The sequence below is a fragment of the Gardnerella bivia genome (genome assembly GCF_049262715.1).
GTDB lineage: Bacteria > Actinomycetota > Actinomycetes > Actinomycetales > Bifidobacteriaceae > Bifidobacterium > Bifidobacterium vaginale_A.
This window is the reverse complement of sequence record NZ_CP058399.1, coordinates 551,680-564,439: the sequence shown is the minus strand read 5'-3', so window position 1 is coordinate 564,439 and position 12,760 is coordinate 551,680. Positions and strand designations below refer to the sequence as shown.

The 12,760-nt window shown below is 38.9% G+C and carries 9 protein-coding genes and 2 tRNA genes; 1 reads left to right on the top strand and 10 read right to left on the bottom strand.

Annotated elements, in window-relative coordinates:
* Window positions 1-213: 213 nt before the first annotated feature.
* The 8 genes from HXT27_RS02475 to HXT27_RS02440 form a co-directional block, all read right to left on the bottom strand.
* A tRNA-Ala gene (locus HXT27_RS02475) sits at window positions 214-286 on the bottom strand.
* 28 nt (window positions 287-314) lie between these two features.
* Window positions 315-388, bottom strand: a tRNA-Ile gene (locus tag HXT27_RS02470).
* 97 nt (window positions 389-485) lie between these two features.
* Window positions 486-965, bottom strand: coding sequence for a Dps family protein (locus tag HXT27_RS02465; RefSeq protein WP_103043319.1), 480 nt, complete (start codon window positions 963-965; stop codon window positions 486-488).
* A gap of 90 nt (window positions 966-1,055) precedes the next feature.
* Window positions 1,056-2,363, bottom strand: coding sequence for a hemolysin family protein (locus HXT27_RS02460; protein WP_103043320.1), 1,308 nt, complete (start codon window positions 2,361-2,363; stop codon window positions 1,056-1,058).
* A 200-nt stretch (window positions 2,364-2,563) separates the two neighbouring features.
* Complete coding sequence (locus HXT27_RS02455) at window positions 2,564-3,346, bottom strand: TIGR03943 family putative permease subunit (RefSeq protein WP_103043321.1); 783 nt, start codon at window positions 3,344-3,346, stop codon at window positions 2,564-2,566.
* A 160-nt stretch (window positions 3,347-3,506) separates the two neighbouring features.
* Window positions 3,507-4,598, bottom strand: coding sequence for a permease (locus HXT27_RS02450; RefSeq protein ID WP_103043322.1), 1,092 nt, complete (start codon window positions 4,596-4,598; stop codon window positions 3,507-3,509).
* A 169-nt stretch (window positions 4,599-4,767) separates the two neighbouring features.
* Window positions 4,768-5,433 carry a carbonic anhydrase gene (locus HXT27_RS02445; RefSeq protein ID WP_103043323.1) on the bottom strand — a complete coding sequence of 222 codons (666 nt, stop codon included), beginning with the start codon at window positions 5,431-5,433 and terminating at the stop codon, window positions 4,768-4,770.
* Window positions 5,434-5,725: 292 nt separating this feature from the next.
* Window positions 5,726-8,482 carry a phosphoenolpyruvate carboxylase gene (locus HXT27_RS02440; RefSeq protein ID WP_103043324.1) on the bottom strand — a complete coding sequence of 919 codons (2,757 nt, stop codon included), beginning with the start codon at window positions 8,480-8,482 and terminating at the stop codon, window positions 5,726-5,728.
* Window positions 8,483-8,708: 226 nt separating this feature from the next.
* Here HXT27_RS02440 and HXT27_RS02435 point away from each other — a divergent pair, with 226 nt between their 5' ends.
* The gene (locus HXT27_RS02435) at window positions 8,709-10,481 is read left to right on the top strand and encodes a threonine/serine ThrE exporter family protein (RefSeq protein ID WP_199172738.1); all 1,773 of its coding nucleotides are present in this window, start codon (window positions 8,709-8,711) and stop codon (window positions 10,479-10,481) included.
* 94 nt (window positions 10,482-10,575) lie between these two features.
* Here HXT27_RS02435 and HXT27_RS02430 read toward each other — a convergent pair whose 3' ends face one another.
* Both HXT27_RS02430 and HXT27_RS02425 read right to left on the bottom strand, forming a co-directional pair.
* Window positions 10,576-12,132, bottom strand: coding sequence for an AAA family ATPase (locus HXT27_RS02430; protein ID WP_075523638.1), 1,557 nt, complete (start codon window positions 12,130-12,132; stop codon window positions 10,576-10,578).
* Window positions 12,133-12,137: 5 nt separating this feature from the next.
* Complete coding sequence (locus HXT27_RS02425) at window positions 12,138-12,752, bottom strand: hypothetical protein (protein WP_422113192.1); 615 nt, start codon at window positions 12,750-12,752, stop codon at window positions 12,138-12,140.
* Between the last annotated feature and the right edge of the window lie 8 nt (window positions 12,753-12,760).

Sequence of the window (12,760 nt, the reverse complement as noted above, 5' to 3'; positions counted from 1 at the left end):
TTATTATTTAATATTATTTTCAGTTTTAAAAGTTGTTTTGTCATTGTAACAAAAGCCCTTGATGAGAAACATTCTCATATAAAGCGATATAAGTCTACAACCAAAAACGAGTAATTGGGGGCTATTTGGGGGTTATTTCCCAAAAACGTTGATATTTCAAGGGTTTTCGGCATGAAAAAAGGGCTTCTAGCGATTGGCTAGAAACCCTGTTTGTGGAGCTAAGGAGACTCGAACTCCTGACCCTCTGCTTGCAAAGCAGATGCGCTACCAGCTGCGCCATAGCCCCATTTGAAAGAACGCTAAACATTCTATCGTGGGCCCGGGAGGACTTGAACCTCCGACCTCATCCTTATCAGGGATGCGCTCTAACCACCTGAGCTACGGGCCCAACGTATGTCGAAAACATACAAATAGATAGATTAGCACAGGAAAGAAAAAAGTCAAATTAAATAGTCAAAGCTGGCGCGCTGGCGTGTCGCAATCGATTATTCAAGATGACTACGCATAAACCATTGGAATTTCTCAAGCTGCTGAACGTGATCCTGAATAATGTTTGAGCTAACAACATCTAATTCATCAAGCTCAGAAATAGCCTTACGATCATCTAAAATCATATCGCTATAATAATCAATTAAAGCTTGCAAATATTCCTTAGTTGACTTACGCCCAGTCAAAGCAAAACGCTTCCAAGTACGAGAAGAAATAACGTCATCAGCGCGTCCAAGTGGAGAACCACCTAAAGTCGCAATACGCTCAGCAGTTTCATCAGCTTGATTCAAAACCTCATCAACTTGCGGATCAAGCATTTCATGAACTGCAATAAAATCAGCCCCAGTAACATTCCAATGAGCATGTTTCAACACTAACGCAGCCTCTTGCTCATGGCTTAAGCGATTTTGCAAAATCTCTATAGCTTTCTCACTAGCATCTTCATCAAGACCTGGAACTATATGTAACAAAGTCATTTTATCCTCCATAACCTTCGTTAATACAACCTTCGTAATATATAATAGCTGTTGTTAATAAACCTTTGCTATAACATCTTTATTTTACAGCTAAGACTCAGGCTGAGCTCTACGGCGTACTTCAAGAGTAGCAATACGCCTTCCATCAACCTCAGTAACAGTCATATCGTAACCGTCAGCATCATGCAAAACAGCGCCAACTTTGCCCATCGCACCAGTATGAGCCAAAAAATATCCAGCTACAGTTTCATAAGGACCATCTTCAAGCTCAATACCGGTTATATCTGCAAAATCTTCAATAGTCATACCACCATCAATAGTGGCAACACCGTTCACAAAAGCAGTTACCTTATTATCATGACCTTGATTCGTTTCAGGCGGTAAATCGTATTCATCACGAATATCACCAACTAACTCCTCTGTCATATCTTCTAAAGTAACAATTCCATCAGTTCCACCATATTCATCAATCACTACAGCTAAATGTATTCCGCGCTTACGCAACAACGACAAACTAGGTAATAATTTTGAAGTTCCAGGAAGACTAATACCCTCCCTTGTTACATCTGCAACTGTTTTTGCATTAGGATCCTTAACATCCAACAAATCACGCACATGCACAAAGCCAATAACATCATCAAAATCTTTTCCAGTAACAGGATAACGAGAATAAGGAAGCTCACGAATCTTATCAGCAGCATCTTTAAGGCTTAGTGAACCCTCTAAGAACTCAACATCAGCACGAGGACGCATAACTTCAGCTACAATCGTTTCTGAAGCATCAAAAACATCATCGAGAATAGTTCTCTCATCTTGACTTAAGCGTTTATTGGAATTTACGAGTACACGCAATTCTTCGTCAGAAACTTCGCTTTCTTTCTCATTTGGATCAAATCCTAAAAGTCGCACTAAACCATTGGTATTCTTTGCTATAAGCCAAATCAAAGGTCTGCAAATCATAGAAACAATATCTACAGCAGGAACCACAGCTCTAGCGATTTGCTCAGATCTTTGCATTGCAATTCTTTTAGGAACAAGCTCCGAAATAACAATCGAAAAATAAGATATTACCAATGTTAAAACTATCGTTGTTAAAGGAGATGCAATATGAGCTGGCACACCCCATGATTTGACTTGAGGAACAATATATGGAGCTATTGCAGATTCACCAAAAGAAGCAGAAAGAAAACCTGAAAGAGTTACGCCAATTTGCAATGTTGAAAGAAAAGTATTAGGATCTCGTGCAATTCGCGCCACACGCGCCCCACGCGCATCTTGCAACTCCATGCGATCAATTTGTGAAGCTCTCAAACTTACAAGAGCTAATTCAGTAGCAGCAAAAATAGAACCGCATAACAAAAAAATTACAATAAGCAAAACGTTAAAAGCCAGCGCCATACTTGTTATATTAGTGAACTTCGCTACGATATCAACACATATACAATAAAAATCGATTTTTAAATAAGTAAATTTTATATTTTATCTTTAATTTTTCATGACTTTTACTACTTTTACGCTTTCCTTACTTTTGCTTCTGGATTCACTAGAATAACATCCTCAACATTTTTAATCCTTTATGCCGATTTACTGCCCATGCTTTACTGCCTGTAAAAATATCCGCTAGGAGGAGCAGCTTCAGATATTTTGTCAATTCGCAAAATCACACCCGAACGCCGATTATTATCATTCCCAACATTTCCAACATCAATATGTGCAATAACATGAATCCATTGATGTTCTTTAACTAACGAAAAATCATTCTTGCTAGAAGAAGAAATCTCTCCAACAAACCCAAATGGTGACATATCTAAAATACAGCAAGACATAAAATGACGAGCAACATAAAATTGGTTAGAGCCAAGAGATCTAGATTTACTTACGAATCCATTAACTATTATTTTATATCCCTTATAACGATTCACATTGTGATCGATTTCGTCATACCAAGTTCCAAAATCATCATTAGAAACAGAAATAGTGCTACTAGCTTGATCAAGACCTCTAAAATTTTTATATCCTTGAAAATCCTTAATTGCTATAGCTCTTCCGCCAGCATATTTATCGAATCCAAAATTTGCATAATCGCGATTTTGCAAAGGAATCACAATAAGTAAAGCAGGGATGCATATTGCAACTAATATACGAAAAGACTCACGTGAAGATACTTTACAAACGTTGAAAAGCGCACAAAAAGCCAACAAAATAAGCATTATTGACGCAATTATTAAATACGGAAAAACGCGAGGCGTTGTAAGAAAAGTATAACTTCCACTAAAAGCAGACCAAGCTATTGATACAGAAAGAAAAGACAAAGACAAACAAAGCACAATCCTAGAAAACAAAGGATTGCGCAAAGACGAATTCTGCGTGATTTTACTCATCTTTCACTCACCTTTTCTAAAGTTTCTAGATTCAGATTGAAAAATTTAAGAAAACTTATGCTAATTACTAAAATCCGATTCGTCCAATTCGTCCAACTCGTCCAACTCGTCCGATTCATCCAACTCATCTGATTCGCACAATTCGCACGATTCACACGATTCATAGCACACCTCCCCAAGCAAAATGAACAAGCAAAGATGCAACTAAGCACAATAAAACAACAGTTAAAGTAAAACGTAAAACAAATTTACCTTTACAATCACTAATAAGCATAAGTGTATTTTTAACGTCTAGCATAGGTCCAAAAAGCAGAAAAGCTAGGACTGAAGATATTGGCAAAGATGCAGCTAAACTTCTTGCAATTACAGCATCGGAACTTGAACACAAAGAACTTGCATAAGCAATTAACATCATTGCAGGTATAGATATAAGCGCAACAGTTGTATTTATATGGGATGCCGGATCATTACCTAACCAAGCTCGTATTATTGATGCAATAATTGAACCAAATAAAATTATTGGCATTAAATGAACAAAATCTTCATAAATATGATTAGCATATGTTAATAATTTCGATCCAAATGAATTTTGCATAGAAGACTCATCGCGAGAACAACAAGACCCATCGCAAGAACAACAACTATTTGAAGAATCTGAATCTTTACAAACACATAAAGTACTTTTATCACCTAGTAGACGCTGTTTAAGAATTGTGCCTTTATACGGGAATATTACAAAACTCATTCCAACAAGTAGAGCGACAACAATCCCCAATGCAACTCGAATAACAACAACAGCTGGAGCGTCAGAAAAAGCGTACCAAGTAGCTAAAACAGATACAGGGTTCACAACAGGCACAGCACATAAAAACGTTACAGCAGCAGGCAAAGGCAGCTTTTTAGCAACCAATCTAGAAAAAGTCGGCACAATAACACAATCGCAAACAGGCATGCAAAATCCTGCTATAATCGCTACCAAAAATCCGTCTGAAGTAGATTTAGGCATATGCTTTTCTATAAATTGAGTCGTAACGAAAGTTTCAACTGCTGCAGAAACCAATACTCCAATAAGCGTAAAAGGCACAGCTTGCAAAAGTAAACCTGCTATTGCGCGAATTGTAGTGTTTATTGCAAATCCCGTAAATCTAGCTTGTAAAGCAGGCGCAATTGCAATAAGTATGGCTATTATAGGTATGCCAAGAATCACATATAAATAATGCGCAGAACTTGTTTTTTGCATATCCTGTTTCATGTCTAAACCATTTTCACAAATAAACTAATAAGCCAACGAACTAAACTAAACCGATGAACCAGACTAAACCAAGCCAACAAACCGAACTGAACCGAAAAACCGAACTGAACCGAAAAACCAGCCAAACGCGAAAATATTCTTAAATCTCAGTAAGACAATACTTTCAATATCAGCAAGATAATATTTCAACTAATCCGTCACTCATTCGATATCTAGCTCCAACAATCATGAGCTTCTCACTATTCATAGCTTCACGAATAACTTCAGATTTATCACAAATACTCATAAGTACATTACTAACGTGAATACGCTCAATATCATCAGTTTCCAAAGAATCCTCAATTCCAGAAACTACAGCAGGGCCTAAAGCGCGCAATAATATTGATTTTGAAGACTCAATAGCTTCGTATACATCATCTTCATCAATATCTTTAATAATCTTAGAAACTTCTGGCAAAACAGCTTTTACAGCACCGCAATTCTCATGACCTAGCACAACAAGCAATTTAACGTGCAAATCACTCACGGCATATTCCAAAGAAGCTAAAACTGCATCATCAACAACTTCGCCAGCACTTCGAACAGAAAATATATCTCCTAAACCAGCGTCAAAAATAAATTCAGGAGCAACTCTAGAATCAGCACAAGAAAGCACAACAACATTAGGATTTTGACCGTCAATAAGTGATTTGCGAGTTTCGATATCCACGCCAGAATGTAGCGATTTACCTTCCGCAAATCTGCGATTACCTTCGAGAAGTGAAGTCAATATTGATGTTTTTAACACAGAATTTTGCTCAATAAAACTATTTTGCTCAATAAAACTATCTTGCATAATCACCTCTAAAACGTAAATCAAAACAAGCTTTCATTACCAACAATATTGTATATTCACAAATGCTTTTCACAAAAGATATTAAGACGTTGAAATTCACTACAACAAGACTACAAATTCACTACAACAAGGCGATTACACAAAAAGTTACGATAAACAGCAACAAACAGCGACAAACAAAATACGGGTTATTCCCCAAAAATATAAACAGCAACAAACCAAATATAAGAAAACCTTCACAAGCTAAGCAAATAGCAATGTGAAGGCTTTCTTTACTAAACAAACAGTGAAATCATCCAGTATTTTGCAAACCGGCAGCCACACCGGAAACAGTGCACAAAATAAGGTAGATGAACTCAGCTTGCTGACTTTGACTCAGCTCTTCTTTATCAACTTTATTGCGCAACTTATGCAATGCAAGCGACTGAATTACAGACAAAACATCCACATAAGGCGAGCGCACGCGAATTGCTTGACCGAGCACGTGTCGATGTTGCAAAGGCCACTTATCATCTACAATTTGCAAAACCCACTTACGAGTCAATTGCATTTCTGAAAGCACTTTATCGCTCAAATCTTCACGATCTCCCAAGCTTAAATACATACGAGCAATACGCTCATCTGTTTTAGCTAAAGACATCTCAATATTGTCAATAAAAGTACTAAATAACGGCCACTCTTCATATGCTGTGCGTAATGTTTGTAAATCGCCAAACTTTTCACATGCTGTACCTAATCCATACCAAGCAGCCAAGTTGATTCGAGCTTGAGCCCAAGAGAAGACCCATGGGATTGTTCGCAAATCATCCAAAGATTTCGCACCTAAACCACGTTTTGCAGGACGAGAGCCTATAGGCAATAATCCAATTTCACTCAAAGGAGTGACAGTTGAGAACCACGGCGCAAAATCTGAAGTCTGCAGCAAATCAAGGAATCTTTCATGAGCTACAACATCAAGCTTTTGAGCCATATTCGCATACTTATGAGTCATATCTGTATTAGTCTTCTCAACGCTTGGCGAAGACTGCAACAATGTTGCAGCTGCAACAGACTCAACATGGCGAATTGCTAAAATAGGATTGCCGTAACGAGCAAAAATAACCTCTCCTTGCTCAGTAAGCTTAAATCGGCAATTTACAGATCCAACAGGCTGCGCAAGCACAGCACGGTTAGCAGGACCGCCACCACGACCAACAGCACCGCCACGGCCATGGAACAAAGTCAAATCAATATCGTGCTTCTTAGCCCACTGAGCAATTCTCTCTTGAGCGCTATGCAATGCAAGAGTTGCAGAAGTAGGTCCAGCATCCTTAGAAGAATCAGAGTATCCAAGCATAACCTCCATCTTGCGACCGGTTGCCTTTAATCTAGCTTGAACCTCAGGAATCTTAATAATTTCTTCAAGAACATTCACAGAATTTTGCAAATCTTCAAGTTGTTCAAATAATGGAATCACGTCAATAGTCGGAGCATCCTGAGGATGAGCAAACGCAAGACGGTTCAACTCAAATACATCACGAACATGTTGAGCTGATTTTGCAAATGAAATAATATATCGGCGAGCAGCACGCATACCATTACGTTTCTGAATTGCTCCCAAAGCGCGGAAAGTATCAAGAACCTCACGCGTCATCGGTTGCAACGGACCTCTCTCACCATGCAAACCGTGCTCACGAATATCTTCTAGAGCGCGAGAATGTACAAGAGAATGCTGACGGAATTCCATTTCCACCATATGGAATCCAAATGTTTGAGCCTGCCAAATCAAATCCTGCAACGGTCCATAAGCAGCACGTGCATCACCTGCTTGCGCAAGAGAACGCTGAACTATATGCAAATCTTCAATAAAATCTTCGCAAGAATGATACATTAAATCAGTATCTCTTCGAATAGTTCTATTCAAACGATCTGCCATTACTAGCATTACAGCACGATGAGGTTCACTATTAGATACATCAGACGCGCTCTCTGTAAGCTGCTCACTCATTTCGCGCTGACGATTCCAAAGCTCTAGCAATTCAACGCTTGGCGGAGTTGTGCGAGTTTCCATTGTTAGACATTTGCCAACTTCACGTGTGCGCTCTTCTAAAGCTGCCAAAACGTGATCACTAAACTTACGCGCAACTTGACGACTTACTTTAGCTGTAACATTTGGATTTCCATCGCGATCAGATCCAATCCAACTACCTGGATGGAAGAATGCAGGACAACGCGGAGGAACTAAACCAGCTTTTTTACCAAGCAGCCAATCGTCAAATCTACGATAAACAAGTGGAATAGTATCGAATAAAGTTGCATCAAAAATCTCAAGAATTGTATCTGCTTCTTCAACCGGCGTTGGCTTTTTCAAAGCTATAGGCGAAGTGCGAAGTAGCGCATCAATCTCATTATAAAGACGGCGATAATTTTCTCGTTTATCTGATCCGCCTAAACGATGATGTTCACTTAAAAGTTTGGAAATTCTGCGGATTTTTCCAGCAACAGCTTTACGGCGAGCTTCTGTTGGATGAGCTGTAAAAACAGGATGGAATTCAAGTTTTGCCAACAATTCCTTAGCTTCAGCAGGACTCATTTCAGTTAGCAACTTGTGATATGCACAAGTCAGCTCATTTACTGGATCTACCGGATTAGAATCAGCAACATCACACTCACGCTGATGCAATACTGAAACTCGGTAATTTTCCTCACAAAGATTTGCTAAATGGAAATAAGTAGCGAATGCACGAGCTAAAAGCTGAGTATCAGCCAAATCCATACCATTGATTTTCTCAACAGCCTTACTTAATCCATCATCAGCAGTTTCTTGAGCATCTACCATTTGAGCAAAATGAGCTGCACTAGCTTCAACTGCATTCAAACGCACTTCATCAAATACTGCTAATAATTTTTCATCAAATTCGCCCAAAACATCGCGAAGAATATGCAAGCACAAATCCATGTCTTGCTGAAGCGATGCTGGAAGTTCACGCTCCTCAGGACCTTTTCGTCCTAAACCAGACGTCACAATAGTGGCGTCTGCTGGAGTTACCTGTTGATTATGAGTTGTCATCAGACCTCCTTACGCCGTTTTAAGGTTGCTTGGTCATCTAACTTCCGCGGCTCCTCCACGGTTATTGGGTTAGAAGTTGCAAGCCCACAGCCTTTGATACAGCGAGATACCACGTTAATTTTGAAACTACCACAGGACGTAACACCGAATATTCATTTATAAACAAAAAACATCTTCCAAACTAAATAAAACAACTAGGCAACAGGGGTGCGTATACTAAAAAATTGTGAGTATAGCAGAGAATAACACACCAACTGACAGTAGCGACTATAGCGAAGAAAATAGCGAAAACGACGAAAACGATAATATTTTTATCGATAGAGAAAGTTACATTAACAGCAACAAAAGCAAGCAGGAAATTCTTCCTAACGGACACGTTGTTGGAAAACCTTCTGGTAGATTTTTCACTCACGCTATCCCTCTGGATATGGAAGATGTTGAACGCGATTGGGATAAACCTGTTTGCGAAGCTGGAATAGCCGCAAAATCTAGCATTATTATTCGAGTCGGCTCTCTTGGTTTAGGTGCAGGAACTGGAAGCTACAGAGTTAGAGAACTTATGCATAGCGTTGGCGAACCTATGGGTGTAAGCGTAAGAGCAGACGTAAACCTCACAGATATTGAAGCCACATGCACTGATAAACATTCACGAATAACAGAGGTAGTTGACTTACCAACAACTGGAGTAAATACAGAACGAATTTGGCTTCTTGAACATTTTGCAGACTGGTTTAATGTAAAACTCGGAAACGATTCCTTATATCACTCAAAAGCATCTGTTTCAAAAGAACTAGTCGATACTTTGCAAGTTTCAGATGACGAAAATGCAATTATTAACACTGCTAAAAAATCTGAAATAAACGCTACTAAACGCGCTGAAGATGAAGCAATAGAGAAAGCAATATCGGAAGAAAAACCTCGCGGAATCTTTGCGTTAAAACCTGAGAACACTTATGAGGAACATTTTGAGCATTTAGAAAATTCACAAGATCTTTCTAATAAAAAACATAAACCTCTCACAGTTCGAGAAGTTCACGATAGGCTTGACCTAATTAAAAACCGCAAACCTCTTTATAAACCTTGGTTTGCAGGACTTGCTTCAGCTACAGCATGCGCATCATTCGCATTCCTACTTGGAGGCGGAATTTACGATATGATAGGCGCATTTATTGGAGCTGGAATAGGACACTGGGTTCGTAGACGAATGTTTATGCATCATCTAAATCAATTCGTTGTGACATTCATAGCTGTAGCAGTTGGCGCATTATCATGTATTGCTTCACTTCAACTTATAGGATTATTTGATCCTACTGCACCTTTGCATAATACAGCGTATATAGGTTCAGTATTATTCGTAATTCCTGGTTTTCCACTGATTACAGGCGGTTTAGATATTGCAAAAATAGATTTTCCATCTGGAATACAACGTCTTTCTTATACGCTTGCAATAATTTTGATGGGAACTTTAGCAGGCTGGATGGTCGCAAGCCTAGTACAGTTAAATCCGCAAGGATTCACTCCTTTAGGCTTAAACCCTTGGCTAAATGGCATCTTACGCATGATTACAGCATTTGCTGGCGTGTGGGGCTTCTCCGTGCTATTTAATTCACCACAACGAATGTGTGTTGTTGCTGGAGTTATAGGCGCAATTACAGATACACTTCGTCTTACTATGGTTGATTTCGGTGTTAGCGCAGAAATAGCAGCATTTACAGGAGCGCTTCTTGCAGGGCTTCTTGCTTCTACTTGGAGGTCTATCGTGCGTCACGGATGGGCACCTCAATACTTAGGATATCCTCGAATAAGTCTAACTGTGCCTTCAATCGTGATTATGGTTCCAGGCTTATATATGTATCGCGCAATGTTTTATCTTGGTCAATTTAACACTTTGCCAGCTCTAAATTGGACTTTCCGCGCCTTTATGGTAATAGTGTGCTTGCCAATAGGACTTGCTGTAGCTCGCGTAATTACAGACAAGAATTGGCGTTACGATGTGTGATTAGTTAAATTTGCAATAAAATAACAAAAATAACCAATCACATAATCGTTTTATTTTGTTGTGCAAGCTTAAATAATCAAACTTACATAACCAATCACATAATCACTCTTCGTCCAGTACTGAGAGTCGGCTGTTGAACATCTTGACACTTTTGACCTGCAGGTACTGCGCGATTATTACCCCATTCACGAATATATGCGATCTCCTCAGGATTAGACTTAGAGAACGGCACTACATTCCTGAAAACGTCAATTATGTAGCTTTCATTTGGCAAAGCAAGCGAATGATTAGCAAACATATCTGAAGCTATATCGTGCACAACTGCATCAATATCAGAACCAGCAAAACCATCAGAAAGCTCTACCAATTCGTTAATAAGCGAAGGATTCGGGCATACTTTTGCATACTTTGTGAAGCAAAGTCTAAGAATTTCTTCGCGCTCTTGCGGAGTTGGCAAATCAACAAAGAATATTTCGTCAAAACGACCTTTACGAAGTAACTCTGGAGGCAAAGATGAAACATCATTAGCTGTTGCAACAAGAAAAACTTTAGAAGTAGATTCTTGCAACCAGAACAAGAATTGACCAACAAGCCTTTTTGCAACTCCGCCGCCACTGTCGCCATTTGAACCTGAAAGACCTTTTTCAATCTCGTCAATCCACAGCACACATGGAGCTACTCGATCCGCTGCAGCTAACGCTTCACGAAGATTAGACTCAGATTCACCAACATACATTCCAAGAACAGATCCCATATCAAGTCTGTACAACGGAAGTTTCCATTCATGCGCTATTGCTTTAGCTGAAAGCGATTTACCACAACCTGGAACACCGCATAGCAAAACGCCTTTAGGAGGATGCAGAGGAGAATTAGTTAAATCGGATTTAATAAGAGCTTCACGCTTATTAAGCCAAGCTTTAAGGTTAGAAAGACCACCAACTTGATAATCTTCACGTAACTTAATTCGCTCTATTCCAGTCATATTACCGAAAATACGATCCTTGAATTTAGATAATTCAGGAATATCATCATTGGTAATAGTTCCTTTAGCAATCAAAGTTGCAAGAACATTAACTGCTTCTGCTTCAGTAACACCAAGCAAGATTTCTGCAGCTCTACGAATTTCATCATGATCCCAGTCAATACGAACATTAGGGCCGCGATTAGCATCTATAGTTTCCGACAAAACATCATACAATTCGTCAATATCTGGCAAATCCAACGAAGTAGTCATACCCAAACGAGATAACCCACTCCAAACAGGCTTGTCAACAATTAAAATCATTGAACCCTGATGAGGTTCTGCAAGTCGAACCATTTGAGCAAAATGGCGAGCGGTTGTTGTATCACTTTCAATACCGTCAAGATCACTGAAAATATAATTAACATTTTGACGAGTTTTAAATGTTTGCTTTGCTGTATCTAAAGCTCCAACCAACGAATAATCGTCAGACATTTGCTTTCTAGACAGCAAGTCAACCAAACCTTCTGTTGCAGAAAATTCAAAAAATGGCAGAGAACGCAATTCCCTTGCAATATCACTAAGTAACCCAGTTACACGGCTTGGTTCTACTGAGTTAATAACGATTAAAGGAACTCTAGCTTTCAAAAATTGCTCAACTATATTCCTTGTACCAACATAATTTGGCATATTACCTACCTTGAATTACCAAATAATCGACCAAAGAAAGCTTTCAAACCCGTATTAGTTTTGTTAGCTTCTTTTTCACGCATATTTGACTGTTGAGCACGCTGTTCAGCCTGATCGATTACATTCATAATTTCATTATTATTCTGATAATTTTCATTAAGAACGGCATTAAGTGGCGAAGTTCTGACTATTTCAAGAAGCTGATCATGTGAATTTACAGCCCAAGAATTCTTGTTTTCAGTAACTTCTTTTTCTAGCTGCTTCTGAAGATTATTTATATCTTCTGTTGCATTTTTCATAAGTACCGAACGAACTTCCTGAGGTAATGTCGGACAGCTATCAAGATATATTCTTCTAGATAATAGTTTCCGAGAATGAAGTATAACATTCGACAACTCATGCAAATCAGTTACATGTTCTAAATCTCTTGTCAATTCAGAACGCCAACGTTCCATAATCTTGTTTTCCGCGCGCTCAATATGTTTCATCAATCGCTGAAATGTTGAAGAAGGAAACATCTCAACAGTGATTTCTGGCAAACCACTAAGAGAAGTATTTGGATCATTACCAAAAGCACTAAGCCTATTCACCCAAGAAACATAAACATCTTCAGACATCATTCACCTCA